The following is a 19,008-nucleotide window of genomic DNA, read 5'->3' on the forward strand; positions in this document are numbered from 1 at the left end:
CTAAGCTTTTTAGCGTTACCTGACAGGCTAAAGCATGAGTGCAAAGTGGTTGTGGCTAATTCTCGGGGGATTTATTGCGATTATTTTCTCCGGTTCGATTGTGCACTTGACGACGGAGATATGGTGGTTTGACTCCGTTGGCTTTGCCGATGTGCTGTGGACTCGACTGCGTTGGCAAGCTGCGATCGCACTGCTCGCCTTTATCCTGTGGTGGTTAGTCCTGTTTATCAACTATGCCGTTGCCCAACGCCTCACCCGCGATCGGCCCCTGCGGGTCATTCAAAATTCCCAATGGGATCCCTATTTACCAGGCATCATCCGCTACACCAGCCTCGGTCTAATTACCCTATTGGCCCTAACGGCCGCCATCAACGGCGTTGAAACCTGGCAGGATGTCCTCAAATTCCTCAACCCCGTGGCCTTTGGCACCCAAGAGCCTCTGTACGGACGGGATGTTAGTTTTTACATTTTTCGACTGCCGCTATTTGAAATTTTGCATCGCGCAGCCACCGAGCTACTCATATGGAGCCTGGTGCTATCCGCCTGTATCTATGGCGTAAAAGGAGAGATTCGGCCCGAACGCGGTTGGAAATATTTTCTCACCGGGGAAGTTAAAACCCACTTTTGTGTTCTACTGGCAGCCTTAGCCGTTATCTTTGCCCTAGGCTTTTGGCTGGCCCGCTATGAATTGCTCTATTCACCTACAGGCGTAGTGTTCGGTGCTGGCTACACCGACGTCAATGCCCGCATGCAGGCCTATGGCATCATGGGCTTTATCACCATTGCCGTTGGCATTTTATTTGTTGCCTCCCTATGGCGCAGCGGTTTTCTCCTACCCATCACCGCCATTAGTCTCTACACCATCGTCTTTTTGTTGATAACAGGCCTATACCCCTGGGGCCAACAAAAATTTATTGTAGAACCCAACGAGCTACGCAAAGAATCCCCCTACATTGCCGATAACATTGAGCTGACGCGCCAGGCCTATGGTCTGTCAACGGTGCAGCAAGAATCCTTTGAGGTGAAAAACCAGCTCGATGGTGCGGCCCTAGCTCGCAATAGCAGCACCATCGACAATATTCGGCTGTGGGACTATCGCCCGCTGCGAAGTACCTATGGCAGTTTACAAACCCTGCGCCCCTACTACCGGTTTCAAGATATCGACATCGATCGCTACACCTTTGGCGATGACTATCGCCAGGTGATGCTCTCCCCCCGAGAACTGGTGGATGACGCCCTGCCCGCCCAAGCCCAAACCTGGGTGAACCAACACCTGATCTACACCCACGGCTACGGGTTGGCCATGAGCCCGGTGAACAAAGTCACCGAAGACGGTTTGCCGGAATTGTTTATCAAGGATTTGCCCCCCAAAAGCTCCGTCGATCTCACCGTGGAACAACCTCGAATTTACTACGGTGAGGCCACCGACCGATATGTTCTCACCGGCACCGATCAAGCAGAATTTGACTATCCCCTGGGCAACGACAATGCCCAATATAACTACACCGGTGTTGGGGGGGTGGCCATTGGGTCATCCCTAAAGCGGCTGGCCTACGCCTACAACCTGGGAGACTGGCAGCTGCTGTTATCCAACTCCCTCGGCGAAAATTCTCGCATTCACTACCATCGACTGATCCAAGATCGCATTCGCCAGCTCGCCCCCTTTCTTTCTTTAGATAGCGATCCCTACCTAGCCGTCATTAACGGTCGGCTGCAGTGGATTGTGGATGCCTACACCCTCAGCAACCGCTATCCCTATTCTGAACCCCTGTGGCGAAGCAACGGCATCCAGTCCGTGATTCAAAGCCGGGCCATGAACACCATTGTTCAAAATCGCACCAACTACATCCGCAACCCGGTCAAAGCCGTTGTAGATGCCTACGACGGCACCTTAAAACTCTATGTTGTTGATGACACCGATCCAATTTTGGCGTCATTCCAAAAGAGTTTTCCCAGTTTATTTGAGCCCTTAGAAAATGTCCCCGATGGCCTACAGGCCCATTTTCGCTATCCCCAAATGTTGTTTAAAATCCAGGCTCAGATCTATCGCGCTTACCATATGGATCGGCCAGATGTATTTTACAACCAGGAAGATCTCTGGGACTTTCCCACCCAGATTACCCGGGAAGAGAATTCGGAAACCCTAGAACCCTACTATGTGATCATGAAGCTTCCCGAGGCCGAGGAAGAAGAGTTCATGTTGATTGTGCCCTTTACTCCGGTGGGCAAAAACAACATGGTGGCTTGGATGGCCGCTCGCTGCGATGGGGCCAACTATGGCAAGCTGCTGGTCTATGAATTTTCTCGTCAGGCCCTGCTCTATGGCCCACGACAAATTGACTCCCGCATTGATCAAGATACGGAAATCTCTCAGCAGCTCACCCTATGGAATCAGGAGGGGTCCGAAGTCTTTCGTGGGGACCTACTGGTGATTCCCATAGAGCAGTCTCTGCTCTATGTGGAGCCCGTTTACCTACAGGCGCGGGGGCAAAACGATAATAGTAATGCCATCCCTGAACTGAAGCGGGTAATTCTGGCCTATAAAGATTCCATTGTGATGGAAAAAACATTGGAAGATAGCCTGACGAAACTGTTTGGGCAACGTCCGGCCGCCCCACCCCCGGCAAAGGCAGAGGCAGAGGCCGGAACAGCGGCCCCGGCCCCACCCACCATCTCTACTAATCAACAAACTTTGATAAATTCGGCGTTAGAAGCCTACACCCAAGGCCAGCAGGCGCTACAAAAAGGAGATTGGCAAGCCTATGGAGCGGCCCAAAAGCGCTTGGGGACGTTGTTAGAACAATTGAATAAGATAGACGAGACTAAGGCAGAAGAGTAGAGCAGGCAATGTCTGAGGCCGCAATTATCAACATTTCATAAACTGAGCTTCACCAAACCTTAGCAACGCCAAAGTTTTAACCCTGTCCTCCTGACGCCCCTGGGATGGTCTGGAAAATGAGTCATGTCCACTATTTTCCAACACCAGCTCCTCATCACCCAGTCAGGGAAGCCAAATAAGCGTGAAACGTCGATCTAAAAGCCTGCTGCTACGACTCATTACTCCCCTTTCGTTACTATCGGCTGCTACGGTGCTGGCGATTTCTGTCAGCACGTATTTCTCAGCTCGAGAAGCGTTGAAGCAGTCCTTATACGATCGCCTGAATGTGGCAATTACCCTGAAAGAAGAGGAATTGACACAGTGGTTCGAAGCCCAACGCAGCGATATTTTGCTGTTGGCTCGGTTGCCTGAAATTCAAGTTCAAACTGCCGTCCTTTTATCCAGTTTGGAAACCAAGGATGACGAAGTCGATGAGGGTTTTGCGGTCCCTGCGGATGGTGCCCTCAGGGAGATTGCTAAGCAACAGCTGAGTAACTATCTGCGAGATATCCTAGGCCTCAAACCTGATTTAGCTGAGGTCTCCATTGCCACTGACACTGGCAAGGTGCTGTTTTCCACCAATCAGGCTTTAGAAAATTCCCAACAGTCCCTCAGCGATAATACGGTCACCTACTTTGCCGATGCATCGGTAAAAATTCAGCCGGTTCTATATACATCTGAGGTCACTAATGCCACGGCCATTACCTTGGCAACACCCATTTTGGATGGGGAAAACAACCGCATTGGTGTGTTGCTGGTCACCTTAGACCTACAGGATGTGGATTCCCTGATTCAGGATCGTACGGGGTTAGGTAAGACGGGGACCACCTATTTAGTAGGACAGGTGGAAAATAAGAATCGCTTTTTGGCGTCGGAAGAGGCAAAGACCGTAACGGGCAATATTAATAGTTTTGCCATTGATGCTGCGATCGCAGGCGAAAGTGGATCCGGACTCTATCAAAACTACGCCGGCAAACCTGTGATTGGTGTTTACCGATGGTTGGATGGCCAAAGTCTGGCCCTCTTAGCCGAAATCAATCAGCGCGAGGCATTTGCCCCCGCCCAGGCCCTGGCTCGCAACATTATATTGATCGGAGTTGTTGCCACCGGGCTATTGCTATCGGGCATTTACATCCTGTCTCGGCGCATTACCGAACCCATTAGCGAAATTACCGAGGCCACCATTAATGTACAAAACGGAGAGCTTGAACAGTCCCTAACGGTGATGGGCCAAGATGAAATTGGAGCCCTTGCCCAAGCCTTCAACCACATGTCCCGCAAGCTAAAGCAATCATTTACCAAGCTAGAAGATAAAAATCAGACCCTAGAACTGCAAGTACACCAGCGCACGGTGGAACTAAAAGATGCCAGGGCCGAGGCCGAGGCTGCGACCCGCACCAAAAGTGCCTTTTTAGCCAACATGAGCCACGAACTGCGCACCCCCCTCAACAGCATTATTGGCTATGGCGAAATGCTCGAAGAAGACATGGAAATGATGGGGGACCTGAGCCTTTTACCTGATCTACGTAAAATCCAGGGTTCCAGCCGACATTTGCTCAGTCTGATCAACAGTGTTTTAGATCTAGCCAAAATTGAGACCGGCCGCATGGAACTCCACCTAGAGTCCGTGGATATTGCAGATCTCGTAGATGAGGTGATCACCGCCATTAGCCCTGCCGTGGACAAAAAAGCTAACTTTCTCACCCTCAAAAATCAAAGTGCCATTGCATCGATTGAAACCGATGCCAACAAGCTGCGCCAGTGTTTACTAAATTTACTGGGCAATGCCAATAAGTTCACCGACAAAGGACGCATTAACCTAATTGTGTCCACCCCTCACTATGAGGATGAAACCTATCTTGAATTCACCGTTGAAGATACCGGCATTGGGATCGATCCAGACCAGTTAGAACACGTGTTTGAAGCCTTTAACCAGGCAGATGTCTCCTCCACTCGCCGTTACGATGGCACTGGCCTCGGGTTAACCATCACCCGTGAGTTCGCCTACATGCTGGGCGGTGCAGTCACGGCCAAAAATCGGCCTAGCGGTGGCGCTATTTTCACCATCCGCATTCCCCAGGTGATACCAACGGTTCAGCGTCAACCCGTCACGGTTTAGTCAGCCATTACCAAACCAAAAAAGGTCCAAGGAAGCTGCCACGCATTCCTTGGACCTTTTCGCACCGTAGGCTTGCTGAGGGCAGCAGGTTGCTAAGACTTAATAGAAATATTTTTAGGTTGCAAAACCGGTGGAATAGCGACATCCACATCATCCACAAGGCTGGCTAGCAGAGACTCATAGCCTTCCAAAGCTTGCTCAAAGGAATAGTTAGCAACAGCATAGGCACGACCCCGCTTACCCAGTTCCGCACACCGTTCCGGATGTTCATAGAGTTGCTGAATGGCGTTGGCTAAGGCCCTTGGTTTTTCCGGTTCCACAACGATGCCGCCGTTGCTTTCCCGGACCGCTTCAGCCGCTGAGCCAGTTTCAGGCACAGAAGCCACAATCGGGCGACCGCTGGCCATCAGTACCATGGTTTTAGATGGCATATTAAAGCCCACAACACTGGCTTTTTGCATAATCAAAGAAACATCTGCCGCCGCCAACATCGTGGGCAACATTTCCCGAGGCGTAAACGGCAATAGGGTGACATTTTTCACATCCAATTCAATCTGCAAATCGCGCAGATCGTAGAGCTGCCGCTGCTCTCCCACAATGACAAACTCAATATTGGGGATATGCTCCAGCATTTCGGCGGCATAGATAATTGCCCGGGCCCCTTGGGTCCGGGCAATATTGCCTGAATACAGAACAATAAACTTATCCTCTAAACCATTGTCCCGGCGAAACTGATTGTCGTGTTTGGCGAGAGGGCTAATAAAGTGCACATCCACCCAGTTGGAAATGCGCTTCATCTTGCTGGGGGGAACGCCCTTAGTAATTAGATTTTTGGAAAAACTATCCGTAATCACCCCAATCCGTGTAGCACTGGCGTAGGCAAACTTTTCTAGCACCTCAAAGATGCGAATCGCCATGCGGTTGCTAATCAGTCCGGTGCGCACCGCCGCCTCAGGCAAAATATCCTGCAGGCTCAGCACCGTGGGGCAACCGTAAATGAGCTTGAGTAAAGCGACCGGAATACAGGCCGGTAAAGAGGGGCTGGTAAATAAAATGATGTCCGGTCGCCATCCCTTCAGGGCCTGGAAAAAACTCAGCAACGCAAAACTGCCGTCCAGCAAAATGCGAGTCAGTACACCGGGGTTGGGATGGATGGCCACATAGCAACGCTGAATCTTAACGCCGTTGCGTTCTTCCTCGCGATAAAGCTGACCACGGTAATCAGGATAAATCTTGCGTTCAGGATAGTTAGGCATGGCCGTCACCACCCGGACCTCATGCCCCTTGGCCACCAATCCTTCTGCCAGCTCGGTCATTAAGGGGGCAATCCCAATGGGCTCAGGATGGTAATTGTACGAATATAAAAGTATACGCATGGAAATCGCTCTGACTACTGATGTCGCGGTCAACAAATAAGCAACAAGCGCAAGAAAGGCTCAAATTTAAGAGGACCAGACTTCGAAGCTTTGGCTAGCTTCATTAACACAGTTCTACAGTGTGCCCAAGGTGTCTTTCGCAAATATGCCCGATGGGCAGCACGCTTCTGATGGAAATGGATACGCTAAGGATTCCCCAAAGGACTTTTAAAGATCCAAAAGGTTAGTAGACAGCACCTAATAATAAATAATGGAGCCTAGTCACCCTAAGCAGCATCAGCAGATTCCCCGTAGCTAACTTAAAGACACGAAAGAGCTAGTAACGTTGCAGGATTTATGGTTTGCAACAATGCTACGGAACGGTAGATATCAAAGACATATCAAAGCAGTCATTACCTCAACAAGATAAGGAACAAGTGATACATCTACGGAATTACTTCAATATTAATTTATGAAAATCGTGAAAGATTTTACACAACGTTTAGATTGCCAAATCAGACAGGGCGTTTAACTCTACGAAAGCGTTAGTTTTGAATTGCATTTAACAGTAACCACATGTTTTACAAGAACCTAATAAATGCATCAAAGTTCCTTTAAGCAATGATTCATGGTGCAAAGACAATCCATCAATAACTCTTCATATAGTAGAACTTCAAAAGTTGACTGCACATACCCTGTAGTCATCTTTACGATACCAGAGTAAAAATCTCTAGAAAAGTAGATAAATTCTTCACAAAAAAATGGATTTAATCTACGCAGAGTTTAAACTCTAACTGCATATTTTTTTAATGTATGGGGCACTACAATAAACCACCCCCGGGATTAGGGCTGAGCGGCTAATCACGGGGGTGGTTTGTAGTTATGATATTGAGCTGCTGGTCAGGGCCTTAATAGGCGCGGGATGTATCTCGATCCGAACGGATCCGATCCTTCGCTCGATTAGCACTACGCTTTAGGGCTTCAAGGCGTTTCACGTAGCGATCGCGCTGCTTTTTCTTCGGTGTTTGCTCAATCAATGTTTTGAGGGCACTGCCCAAACTCTTGTAGGCATTGGGGAGGGAATAGCCAAACCGAGTTGCCAGGGCAATGGCCTTCTCATCAGCATCCATCGACTCGCGCAAGGTTTTTTCAGCGTTATTGCGCTTATACAAGCGCCAGCCCGAAATACTACACAGACCTAGCGCCAGCATTAACAACAGACCGTCCTGGACCCACAGTTCGCCCACGGCACCGCCCAGACCAATGGCTAAGGCTGCCATTTCCCAGCCATCGCGGGGAATCGTATCGTTCTGCACCCGGGCAACCTCGTGCCAAAACAACAGGTTTCGCTGATCGATGGCAAGCTGTTCCCATTTGGGCAGGTCGATTTGCACTTCCACCTGGTCCTTACCTAGCTCTTCAGAAGTAATCAACGGTGGGCCAACATCCATAGCGGGTTCTACCGTAACCCAGCTTTGCAGTTCTGGAGGCAGCAAACTACGTAGGCGACGAAGTTCACCCATATCTGCTCTGGAACTGTAAGTGGCGTATGACATACTGATGATTGACTCGGAAACGCTCAGAAAATGCTTATACTATAGCGGGCTTTCGGGGGCTATGGTGGCAAACTTCTGGAGAGATTACCGTAATTGCCCCGTCGAGTAATCCGCAGCCTTCCTCTACTGATTCAATCCGACACAGACGTTCCCGGAGTTCTGCGGCACCATCAAAGCCTTTGGCATACCAGGCCATGTGTTTGCGGGCCTGGCGAATGCCGCTTTTACCCTTGTATTCCGCCAGCATAATCAGGTGTTCCTGGGCGCAGCGCAGCCGTTCTACTACGGTGGGTGGCGCTAACCGCTTGCCCGTTTTCAAGAAATGGTCAATCTCCCCGACCAAAAAGGGATAGCCCAGGGTGCCACGGGAGCACATCACCCCATCGGTTTGGGTTTGCTCTAGGCAATCGATGGCCGCATCCACCGAAAAAATATCGCCATTGGCAATCACGGGGATCGATACCGCCTGTTTGACCTTGGCAATCCAATGCCAGTCGGCGGTGCCGTTGTAGCCCTGGGAGCGGGTGCGGCCATGGAGGGTGATCATCTGGGCCCCGGCCGCTTCTAGGCGGCGACCAAACTCCACCGCGTTAATGTCATCCTCTGACCAGCCAATGCGGGTTTTGGCAGTGACCGGCACCGCCACCGCCGCGCTGACGGTTTCAATGATGCGGGCGGCGGTATCCGGATCCCGCAATAGGGATGAGCCACCGCCATTTTTAGTGATTTTATTCACCGGACAGCCCATGTTGATGTCGATGGTGTCTGCCCCCTGGTCCACCGCTTTTTTGGCTGCCTCTGCCAAAAACTCAGGCCGTCGATCAAACAGCTGAATGCTAATGGGGCGCTCGTCCGGGTCCACTTCCATCACCTTTGGCAGTTTGCGCACGTGGTGCAGTTCAGCGGCGCTGACCATTTCGGTGTACATCATGGACTGGGGCGCATAGCGACGCACCAGCCGACGAAATACCAAATCAGTGACGCCAGACAAGGGGGACTGGAGTACTCGACTATGCACATCGACGGTGCCGATTTGTAGGGGAGTGGCCAGGCGAGCTTTGAGGGTCGGGGATAGCCCGTTACTTTGACGCTGTGGCTGAGCCGTCTGATCCAGATTGAGGGCAACTGACATAGGTTTTGTCTAGGCCATATATGGAGGTCAGCCTTTAGCAGGCAGAGGCTATCTCCTTGCTAAAGGCTGACCCTTAGATTCTACATTCCTATCTATGCGCCATCTTTCCGCACACCCAATCCGGCCAAACTTCTAACCGGCAGGCAGTTGTGTAGGATGCCATTAATTTAGGACCGACCACATAACCAATAACTTAACCAATGTTTCAAGGGGAAATTGCGGCGCTGAGTGCGGCCGGATTGTGGGCATTTGCCACATTGATGTTTGGCCGATTGGGGAAGCAGCTGCCCCCACTGGTGTTGAACTTAGTTAAAGGGGCCATGGCCATTGGGTTGATTGTGCTCACCCTGGCGGTGCGGCAGCAGCTATTGGCGTCATTGCCCATTAGGTCGGTGGTGCTGCTGCTAGTCAGTGGTGTGGTGGGGATTGGGTTGGGGGATACGGCCTACTTTGCCACGGTCAACGCCCTGGGGGCACGGCGGGCGCTGCTGTTGGAAATGTTGGCCCCGCCCATGGCGGCGCTGATGTCGCTTATTTTTTTGCAAGAGCAGCTGGCGGTGGTGGCCTGGGTGGGCATGGCCCTGACCATAGGGGGCATTGTTTGGGTGGTGAGTGAGCGCAGCCCAAAAGCTGAAGGTACGGGCTCACCCATGGGGGTTATTTTTGGCATTATGGCCGCCCTGGGGCAGTCCATTGGCAGCGTACTGTCGCGGGCGGCGTTGGCCGATACGGTTGTGGATCCGCTGTGGAGTAGTTTGTTGCGACTCTCGGCGGGGCTGGTGTGTATTGGTGGACTATTGCTGTGGCGTAGGCAGACGGTTGCCCCCAATGGGATCCGGTTCTCTAGTCGGTTGCTGGGGGGCGTTGCGATCGCAGCCTTTTTCGGCACCTATTTAGCCATCTGGCTCCAACAGATTGCCCTCAAACATTCCCCCGCTGGCATCGCCCAGTCCCTACTGGCCACCAGCCCCATTATGGTATTGCCCATGGCCCTCATCATCGGAGAACGGGTTACCCCACGTGCCATCTGCGGCGCAGTTGTTGCCCTCCTAGGCATCTGGTTATTGTTTAGCCATTAGGTCTGTTTTGTGACTACTCCACAGAGCCATCTTTAGCCACAACATCTCCTGCCCAAGTCAGTCTCTTGCCAGTGGCCACCAATCCATTCGCCCTAAACAAAGAACTACCCACAGAGAGCTCACCATCCCACACCGGCTTCGCCACATCTACTACCCAGGGTCGATACTTCGCCTGGAAGGCCACAATCGTTTGGTTAACTTGCGCTTTAATTTTGGGGTCGATGTGAGTCGCTGTGGCAGGTGAGAGTTGCAGCTGAAAGCAAACAACCTCAGCTAGTTCAGCTAGCGCTTCATGGGCACCCTGAACCATTTCACTGTGGTCCAACTGGGCCAAAATTAGCTCTGGGCTTAATGCCTGGGCGGGTTTCCCTACAAACTGTTGAGCGATGGTGTCAACCGCCGCCTTTACACCGTCAACACGGCTTAGCCTTTGATATCGCACCAAACGCGTAATTAGCCGTTTAACTGGTTGATTAATTCTCTCCCCAATGGCTGGAATTGGTTGCGATAGGTGATCGCCAAACGTTTCTAGGGCATGGCACAACAAATATTTGCGTTCAGGCAAGCTAAGAACGTGTCTCGGCTGTTCCTTATCCAATAAAACAACCGCCGCTTGCACCATGGCGGTAAACTCTTGCGCCGATAGTTTCGACGATATTCTTTGCAGATAGGTGCGAACAAATGCAACTAGAGTCTTTTCTGCCTTGGTTAAACGCCCCTTGGCCCTTTGGACAATGGCCTGCAACTCTGAGGTCGGTTCTAATGGCGGTTCTAATGGCTGACTTTGCTGGGCATCGAAGGCGACCTGTGGGCGCACATCGTCGCCTTCGATGTCCATGACAGCCCTCAACGCTGATAGGGTGGCCTGGAGCTCCACCTCAGACTTGCAGGGACCCAGTGTCTGTTCAAAAAGCTGTATTGCCTGGAGCAGCTGATCAGAGTTCGGCTTGAACTGGGTTGCCATAATGGTTGAGCGCGGGACCACACCCCAAGACTATACCGACCCACTAGCCAAAAGTTCAATAGATTAGGCAGGGCGGTAGTCTAACTAATTCATGCTTTCTTGAATTGTTTAACCGTGCTCAAATACTGATTGAGAAAGGGTAAACCACCGATGGCGGGCAAGAAATAGCGCGATGTGCAGAGCACGCCCAAGGCAGCTCCGGTGGCGGCACTAAAGTAGGGGGCATAGAGGGCCACCAAGGCGGCGTCGCGGGTGCCGACACCAGCAAATGTGAGGGGGAGCAGACCGGCCAAAATTGCGAGGGGGGCCAGGGCAAAACTAATCACCGGGGGAGCCCAGGCATTGAGGGCCAATATAAATAGCCAGATTTGCAACAGGTGCAAAAACCACACAAAAATGGACATGCCAGCAATGCGGGATAGCTGGGCCGGATTGCCCCAGAAATAATCGTGCATTTCATCCCAGGAATCCTGAAACGAAGCCAGCTTTTTGCCAATTTTGCCCGGAGCAATTTTGCGCATGGTGGTAAACCCCAGGCGGGCAAACCCTTTAGACCCCAGCATCAATAGTCCAAAGACCAGTCCCCCTAGAATACCCACGGTCATGGTCCAAAAAAAGACATCTTTTTGGGGATATAGCAACAGACCAAAGGCACACCACAGCAGCAGCGACAGCATATCGCAGGCTTTTTCAAAGATCACGATGGATAGGGACAGGGTGCCGCTGAGGTTGCCTCGCTCCTTCATAAAGTAGGACTTGGCAATGTCTCCCATTTTGGAGGGCAGCACCATATTTAATACGCTGGCGGCCAAAATCAGTTTGTTGGCTTCCCAGATATTTAGCTTGGCCTGCACCGGAATGAGCTGCTTGAGTCGCCAGCCAGTGAAAAAGGTAATGGGGATAACCATGCCCAAACTAACCACCATCCAAAAAGGGTTGCAGTCTCGAAAGACTTTTAACAGTTCTGGAAAGTTAACCTTGTTGTACAAGATCACCAAAATCAGCGTACTAACGGCGATGGAGATAAAGCGTTTCATTGGAAATTAGGGAATGGGGGTAGGGTGGGCACGGTCCACCGAGCAGGGGAGAATGGGGAATGGCGCTACAGCTGTCGCTCCACCTCCAATGGCTGGCCCGAGGCAAGCGCCGTCATTTCACCGGTGAGATCTTTCCAGGGCTGCAGTTGCCCTGTTTGGAATGTACGGCTCATGACAACATAAATTGAGGTTTGGTCGCTACCGATGCCAGCGGCCAGCACATTTTTCCAACCGCTGGTGGCCACTAAGCGATCCTTTAGCTGCCAGTGGTCACCCTGCCATTGGAAGCTGCGCTGGAACCGGAAAGGAGCATCGTTCTTGCCGGTGATCAACATTTTCTGCAACAGCTTGCGGATCAGGTTGGGGAAGAATCGCCCCACCGTTAACATCACCACCCGCAAAATCATTAAATTCAAGGGCGTCATTTGTTTTTGTTTGGCCCAGCCCAACGGCCCTTCGATGGTGATGGCGTCGTCTTGAATGTCGTATTGGTAATCGCCCACCAGGTGACCAACGGCGTTTTTGACTTTGCCGCTGTCTTTTACCTGCAGTGAGAACTGGGTGTCGGAAAGGACGAGTTTGTTCTGGCGGAAGAACTTAAAGGCCCCGCCTTTGTTGAGGGCCAGGTAGAGTTTGGTGTCGCCTCGCTGGTCGATGAGGATGCGGGCATTGGGAAACCACACGCGGCCCTCGTGGGGGGGCTTTGTGGGGGGACGCACATCGACAAAGTCCTGCCAGGTGAGTAGGTAGTTCCAGGTGTGGTGGCCGACAATGTGGTCGTCGGCATAGCAAGAGCCGCAGCCATTGGCCAACCCTTTGAGAAACCGATCGTTGATGCTGAGGGCTTCGGGCATCCAGCGGCCCACTAGCTCAAACCCGTGGGGGAAATAGTTGTAGGTGTTGCGGCTGGTGTATTCGCCGCCGTAGGAACCGTCGGGGTGGACAAAGTGACTGGCCAATCGCACGCCGTTTGCGATCGCATCCCGCAATCGGTCGTCTTTGCGATCGCCCAGGTCATACACCCGCGCCAAACAGGCAATGGTTAAGGTGTGGTACCCCGGATCGCAGCCCTCATACTCCTGGAACCAGCCTTCCGAATTTTGCCAGGACAGCACCTGTTCCAACCGTTGTTGAATCGCCCCCTGCCACTTTTGGGTATTGAGCACCCGCGAGGCCATTTCTAAACAGAGCACAATCAAGGCCTGGTGGTTGGTTAAGCGACCGCTTTCCTGGTGATGGGCCAACCAATCTGCCCGGGTTTCAAAGAATTTTAGGGCCCGCTGATTGTCTAGCTTAAGGAGACGGTAGCTTTCCAAACAGGCCAACAGTGAAAACGCCGCCGCCCCGCCCGCCCGCTCAAAGGGAAAATAATCGTCGCAGGAGCCATCGGGGTGGGCGCTTTTCGCCGCAAACTCAATGCCCGCCTCGACCCAGGCCTTAATATTGGGCTGCTGGTGATAGGGATTGTCCGGCAGGGGCATGGCATATACCAGGGCCAGGGGCCACACAAACTCCTGGGACATGCCGCTGGGAAAATCAATGATTTTGTACTGCCAATAGTTGCGGTCAAAGCAGCCGTAGTTGGGACTGTGGGGGTTGCGGTCCTGCAGCGTCAGAATTTTAGGAATCTGATCTAGGGCGGCTTTGGCAAATAGGTCTTTCATTGGTAGAGGGAATGGGGGGTAGGGTGGGCACGGCCCACTAGCTGGAAGACTCGGGCTATCGGGCAGGTATGGCCCGCCCCAAGAATTACGACCGCATCTCTTTTTTGCGGGTCATTTTCACATGGTCCTCAATTTCGGCACGGCGCAGCCGCAGTTGAATATCTTCTAGCAATTTACGGTTCGCCGACATTAAATCGGCCATCAGCCCAAAGATCCAGCACTGCACCCCAATCAAAATTAGGATGGCGGACAAAATCAAACTGGGCACGTGGCTGCGGCCGGTTTGTTCAAACGTTGTCACGTACAGCCAAATCCATCGCACCCCGATTAAGGTGCCGAAGCTGAGGGGAATCGCTCCCAAAATTGTGAAAAAGGATAGCGGACGATAGGTGACAAAAATGCGCAAAATGGTGAACAACGACCGCTGCACATAGGACGCAATACTTTTGACCAGCCGGGAGGGCCGTAGATAGCCGTTGGTGCGAATGGGCACCGATGCCACCGCCATGCCCTTTTGGCCCGCTTGAATAATGGTTTCTAGGGTGTAGGTGTATTCGTTAAAGACATTTAGCTGCATGGCGGCGTCGCGGCTGATGGCGCGAAACCCGCTGGGGGCATCGGCAACGGGGGTTTTGCTGGCCATTCGTACGGCCCAGCTCCCCAGCCGCTGCAGCATTTTTTTAATGGGCGAAAAGTGCTTGATTTCCATGATGGGGCGTTCTCCCACCACAATTTCGGCACTGCCATTGACGATGGGCTCAATCAGTTTGGGGATATCTGCCGCACAGTACTGATTGTCCGCATCGGTATTGACAATGATGTCGGCACCGGCCTTGAGGCAGGCGTCTAAACCGGCCATGAACCCCCGCGCTAGACCTTGATTGTGGTCAAAGTTGACGATGTGGTCCACGCCCCATTCCTTGGCCACATCCACCGTGCGATCCATGCTGCCGTCGTTGATGATTAACCACTCTACGGTGTCCACACCGGCTACTTGGCGCGGCAGTTCCGAAAGGGTGACCCCCAGGGTGTTTTCTTCGTTGTAACAGGGAATTTGAATAATCAGTTTCATGGAAGTTTGTATGGGCCGGGGCGAGGGTTAGGTGTTTATATAGCGAGGGTTTGGGCGATGGCTAAGAGCTATCAGGTCGGCAGCTTAGCGTTAGCGACATGCCGCAGATTGGCAATGCCGATTACATTAAAAGTCAATTTGGGTTGATTTTAGCCGAATGGGTGGATTCAACCCGGTCTGCCAGCTGTAGCGCAGTAGCCACAACCCCAGGCTGACCATCAATAGCGCGATCGCAATACCAATCCAGGTGGGAATGCCCGCCACCGGCAAAAACCACCACCACACCGCCACAATTCGCAGCAGTTCTGACGTAACCAACTGCCCCGGCGGCGGCGGCGCCCCCACATTGCTAAAAATCTCCTGCACTGGCGTACTAAAGGCATCCGCCAGCTGCCGTCCCGCCGCCGCCCAGAGATTAAAAATCGGCGCCTGGGCCGGTGGGGCATCCCACAGGGACACGGTTTGCATCAAAATAGCCGTGCTCTCGTCGGCAAGTTCGGCAAAATACCGTTGGTAGTACACCACCAGGGTGGGGGCATTCACTAAAAATCCCAGAATAATTAACCCCACAGCGGGCATGTGCCAGCGTTTACCCAGCAGCCCCACCGCCACCATCAAAGCGGGAATAATCGGCACCAAAAAACGCGGACCCCAATTCCAACCATTGAAGGCCCAGCCGCTATGGAGTAGCCAAAAGGCCGCCACAATGCCCCCCAGGGCGACAAATTCTAGTTTGCGCCGCTGCCACAGTACCCACAGCCCCCCTAGGGCCAAAAGCGTGGGGGGGCAATACCAAAACATACCGCCGCCGCTGCCGGGGCTAATCCACTGGCCCAAGGCCCGCAGCAAAAAGCCATCAAACCCGAGCTGCGACGTATCTTGCCCCGAGGACGTAAAGCTGCCAAACCGCACATAGTTATAGGCCAGGTAGAGGCCAACGCCCACCACCGTACCGATGCATGGCGCCAGGACCCGCTCCCAGCTGTAGCGCTTGAGTAAAAAATAAAAGGCCACAATCGGCCCCAAAAGAATGCCGGCCGGTTTGGCCGCAATGGCTAACGCAGCCAATAGCCCGGTGCACCAGTGCTCCCAGCGGGTGGTGCCAAAGGCCACATAAAGACAAAGGGTAATGATAAAGCCGAGCAGCGGTTCGGCGAAAAATTCCCTGGCATAGACCAAGGCCGTGGTGCCAAAGGCATAGCCCAACGCCGCCACAAAAGCACCGCGCCGCTGCCCCCCCAGCCGTAGGGTCAAACCATAGACCAAAACCGCCGTTGCTGCCGTCAGCAAAATGTTTAGCACCAACCCACAGGTACCTGCGGTGTATTGCAGCGGTAAGTTTAAGGCATTGCCTACGGTCAGGCCGACCCAGACGAAGGGGGTCGCCATCACCGGCAACAGCGGATAGCGGATGGAATAGAACTGCCCATCGGGGCCCTGTATGCCACCCGCGCCCTCCGGGATGGAAAAATTTCCTTTTTCGATCAATGAGCGGGACATGTGGAGCATGTCGGTGCCGTCTAAGCCCCAAATCCCCGGTTTTAGAAAGGCTAGATAGATCAAGCAAACTGCCAGAAACAAGGCAATGGCCGGCAGTCCAAAAATCGGACGCAGCTCTTTCGATGGGTCCTGTCCCTGGACATTCATACTCAGTTTTATCAACGGCGACTTGTCTATCCCATAGTGCCCGCTGCCTTCGTGCTAAACAGCAGTTTCCCCTCCGTTTTTATTAAATTCAATTGATACTGTGAAGGAATGCGATGCTGCCAGGGGGATTCCTACTGGTCTTGCCAAAGCGCAATGCCCCCCAGTAGCCCCAATCGATTGGACACGATTTGGGCATTTTCCGGGAGCTTGAAGGTGATGTTTTTGGTTTCACCGCCGCCGATGTAGAGGCGATCGTAGTTAAACAGATGGTCCAAGGATTCCATGGCCTTTTCCAGGCGTCGGTTCCACTTTTCTTTGCCCGCTTTTTCTAGGGCGGCACGGCCGAGCTGCTCTTCGTAGGTTTGGTTCTTGCGGAAGCGGTGGTGGGCCATTTCCAAATTGGGGACTAAATGGCCGTTGACAAACAGGGCAGAGCCAAAGCCGGTGCCCAGGGTCACCACCATTTCCACCCCCTCACCAGAAATAGCCCCAAAGCCTTGAATGTCGGCATCATTTGCCGCTTTCACCGGGCAGTTGAGCTGCTGGGCCAAGGTGTCAGCCAGGGGATAGCCAATCCATTTTTTGTCGAGGTTGACGGCGGTGTGGGTAATGCCGTGGCGCACCACCCCCGGAAACCCTACGGAAACTCGGTCAAAGGCGGGCTGGGTGGTGGCCAGCTTTGCGATCGCATCGATGACGGCTTCTGGGGTGGCAGGCTTAGGCGTTTTCAGCCGTTCCCGCTCCCCTAAGGGCTGCCCCTGGGCGTCCAGCAGCATGACCTTAATGCCGCTGCCGCCGATGTCAACCGCTAACGTCGTCACGGTTTGGGTGTGCTCAGACTGGTTTTGAGAATTATCCATGGGCTGAGTGGCAGGTTGCTTCGCAGTCAGCATAAAAGCTCCTTAGGTCGTGTAAACCGGATCACAAAAGGATATCTTCCCCATTCTGCCTGTCATTATTCTTGCCAGCGCTGGGGTGGTTCGAACCGATAAATTTCTTCCAAAACTGTTACCCAACCCGCCGCCACCTGGGCCAAGATTTTTTTGCCCTTTTCCGCTGTAGCCACGGTGGCATCCCCCACAACGCCACTTTTAGAAATGTCACGGGTGCTCCAGCCAAACGGCAGGGCCCCTTCCAAACTCAATAGTCCATCCTTTTGTTTAGGCGGATACTCCTTCAGAGCCTTATCCATCTTGACCTGGTCTGGCAAAATAGCCAGCATGGCGCTGGTTTCCGCATCTCCAGCATGGATGCCGTGGTCCCGCTCTTGAGGACTGAGCAGCTCTCCCACCTGGTGGGGGACATTCCACACAAAATGGGGAAATAGCCAAAAATCGGGGCGCTGCTGGTGCATGTCCCGAGCGGCAATCTCCAACACCTGGGGTTGCCCGCCGTGGGAATTTAACAGCACCAGCTTACGAAATCCAGCCCGATAGACACTTTCCGCCACATCCATCAGCACCGTCACCAAGGTGGTTGCCGATAGGGTAATCGTGCCTGGAAACCCCCAATGTTCATTGGATTTGCCATAGTACAGAGGGGGCAAACAGTAGACCGGAATTGAGGGGTCTAGCTGCTCCAATGCCTGTCCAATCACCGCCATACCCAGGGCTGCATCCACCGCTAGGGGCAAGTGGGGACCATGTTGCTCAATGGCACCCACCGGTTGCACAATGACCACCTTGTTCTTGTCGACCATTTGGTCAATATCCTGCCAGGTGAGGTAAGGATAAAACCGCTGGGGGGGAATCGTTTGATGCATAGTTATGCCTAGGTACCGATTGAAGAGCGAAACCTAATAAGATTGCAGGCGATTAACCATACATCTCCTAGCCACATCGCTCAGTATCGCTCAATTAAATATCTGTAGCTGTTTTTTTAGACAGGTATTTGTCAGAATACCCGTCATTCTTAAATTAGGACGCGCTCAATGTCCAATCTCAAAAAAAAGAACCATAAACTGTTGACAGTCCAAAATAGTTTCTGTATATTTAGATACAGAAATGAAAACGTTCATTCCTCTCCGGATTAATTGCATCTACCGGTTGCCATTGGTCCAGTCAGGAACGGAAGTAGGAAGGGGGGCTGTGCCTCCGGACCGAAGGAACGCGCCTCATCTTAACTCTCTACGCTACTGAATTTAAGGAGGCGAAATCCATGCAACTGTCTTACCGTGGAGTTAAATATACTGTTCCCCAGCGCAACGTAACTGTGGAAGATGGCGATACTGCTTGCTATCGCGGCGCATCTTACCGAGTCAAAAAAGCTGTGGGAGCTGCCCATAGCACCATTAGTGGTTTAAGATATCGCGGCGCTCAAGTTCGCTAAGATTCTATTTAATGTCTAGATCAATAGATTAGGCGTAAGCCTCTTTTGGTCCGCATGTCTTTTTATTAGCCCCCTTTCTTCGGTAAGGGGGCTTTTTTGTGGGAATCCCCCCGGCCTCATTTCGTTGACGCGCTTGCCTTATTCCCTGGAATCAGCAACAGATTTTATTATTTTGAA

General features: G+C 52.5%; 14 protein-coding genes and 1 riboswitch. Of the genes, 4 read left to right on the forward strand and 10 right to left on the reverse strand.

Annotation, left to right across the window (positions count from 1 at the left end):
- The first annotated feature begins 34 nt into the window (after positions 1-34).
- On the forward strand, positions 35-2,839 hold the full coding sequence (locus IXB28_RS15505) for a UPF0182 family membrane protein (protein ID WP_215619518.1): 2,805 nt from the start codon (positions 35-37) through the stop codon (positions 2,837-2,839).
- Positions 2,840-3,020: 181 nt separating this feature from the next.
- Positions 3,021-4,997, forward strand: coding sequence for a sensor histidine kinase (locus IXB28_RS15510; RefSeq protein WP_215619519.1), 1,977 nt, complete (start codon positions 3,021-3,023; stop codon positions 4,995-4,997).
- 92 nt (positions 4,998-5,089) lie between these two features.
- Here the strand turns inward: IXB28_RS15510 and IXB28_RS15515 are convergent, their stop codons facing one another.
- The 3 genes from IXB28_RS15515 to dusB form a co-directional block, all read right to left on the reverse strand.
- The gene (locus IXB28_RS15515; RefSeq protein WP_215619520.1) at positions 5,090-6,373 is read right to left on the reverse strand and encodes a glycosyltransferase family 4 protein; all 1,284 of its coding nucleotides are present in this window, start codon (positions 6,371-6,373) and stop codon (positions 5,090-5,092) included.
- An 887-nt stretch (positions 6,374-7,260) separates the two neighbouring features.
- Complete coding sequence (locus IXB28_RS15520) at positions 7,261-7,908, reverse strand: DUF3318 domain-containing protein (protein ID WP_215619521.1); 648 nt, start codon at positions 7,906-7,908, stop codon at positions 7,261-7,263.
- Between the two features lie 34 nt (positions 7,909-7,942).
- The gene (dusB, locus tag IXB28_RS15525) at positions 7,943-9,040 is read right to left on the reverse strand and encodes a tRNA dihydrouridine synthase DusB (RefSeq protein ID WP_215619522.1); all 1,098 of its coding nucleotides are present in this window, start codon (positions 9,038-9,040) and stop codon (positions 7,943-7,945) included.
- Positions 9,041-9,240: 200 nt separating this feature from the next.
- Between dusB and IXB28_RS15530 the strand changes: the two genes are divergently transcribed.
- Positions 9,241-10,119, forward strand: coding sequence for a DMT family transporter (locus tag IXB28_RS15530; RefSeq protein WP_215619523.1), 879 nt, complete (start codon positions 9,241-9,243; stop codon positions 10,117-10,119).
- Positions 10,120-10,132: 13 nt separating this feature from the next.
- Here the strand turns inward: IXB28_RS15530 and IXB28_RS15535 are convergent, their stop codons facing one another.
- The 7 genes from IXB28_RS15535 to IXB28_RS15565 form a co-directional block, all read right to left on the reverse strand.
- The gene (locus IXB28_RS15535; RefSeq protein WP_215619524.1) at positions 10,133-11,083 is read right to left on the reverse strand and encodes a hypothetical protein; all 951 of its coding nucleotides are present in this window, start codon (positions 11,081-11,083) and stop codon (positions 10,133-10,135) included.
- A gap of 89 nt (positions 11,084-11,172) precedes the next feature.
- A complete protein-coding gene (locus tag IXB28_RS15540) occupies positions 11,173-12,120 on the reverse strand; it encodes a lysylphosphatidylglycerol synthase transmembrane domain-containing protein (protein WP_215619525.1) in 948 nt (315 codons plus the stop codon).
- Positions 12,121-12,185: 65 nt separating this feature from the next.
- Positions 12,186-13,784, reverse strand: coding sequence for a hypothetical protein (locus IXB28_RS15545; protein ID WP_215619526.1), 1,599 nt, complete (start codon positions 13,782-13,784; stop codon positions 12,186-12,188).
- 85 nt (positions 13,785-13,869) lie between these two features.
- On the reverse strand, positions 13,870-14,856 hold the full coding sequence (locus IXB28_RS15550) for a glycosyltransferase family 2 protein (protein ID WP_215619527.1): 987 nt from the start codon (positions 14,854-14,856) through the stop codon (positions 13,870-13,872).
- Between the two features lie 126 nt (positions 14,857-14,982).
- On the reverse strand, positions 14,983-16,503 hold the full coding sequence (locus IXB28_RS15555; protein ID WP_215619528.1) for a hypothetical protein: 1,521 nt from the start codon (positions 16,501-16,503) through the stop codon (positions 14,983-14,985).
- 131 nt (positions 16,504-16,634) lie between these two features.
- On the reverse strand, positions 16,635-17,363 hold the full coding sequence (locus IXB28_RS15560; RefSeq protein ID WP_407659217.1) for an ROK family protein: 729 nt from the start codon (positions 17,361-17,363) through the stop codon (positions 16,635-16,637).
- Positions 17,364-17,458: 95 nt separating this feature from the next.
- A complete protein-coding gene (locus IXB28_RS15565; protein WP_215619530.1) occupies positions 17,459-18,265 on the reverse strand; it encodes a creatininase family protein in 807 nt (268 codons plus the stop codon).
- A 246-nt stretch (positions 18,266-18,511) separates the two neighbouring features.
- Positions 18,512-18,616, forward strand: a riboswitch (Glutamine riboswitch).
- A gap of 44 nt (positions 18,617-18,660) precedes the next feature.
- Here IXB28_RS15565 and IXB28_RS15570 point away from each other — a divergent pair.
- The gene (locus tag IXB28_RS15570) at positions 18,661-18,831 is read left to right on the forward strand and encodes a DUF4278 domain-containing protein (RefSeq protein ID WP_215619531.1); all 171 of its coding nucleotides are present in this window, start codon (positions 18,661-18,663) and stop codon (positions 18,829-18,831) included.
- The last annotated feature ends 177 nt before the right edge of the window (positions 18,832-19,008 follow it).

Source organism: Leptothoe kymatousa TAU-MAC 1615 (assembly GCF_018739865.1).
In the GTDB taxonomy this organism is placed as follows: domain Bacteria; phylum Cyanobacteriota; class Cyanobacteriia; order Phormidesmidales; family Phormidesmidaceae; genus Leptothoe; species Leptothoe kymatousa.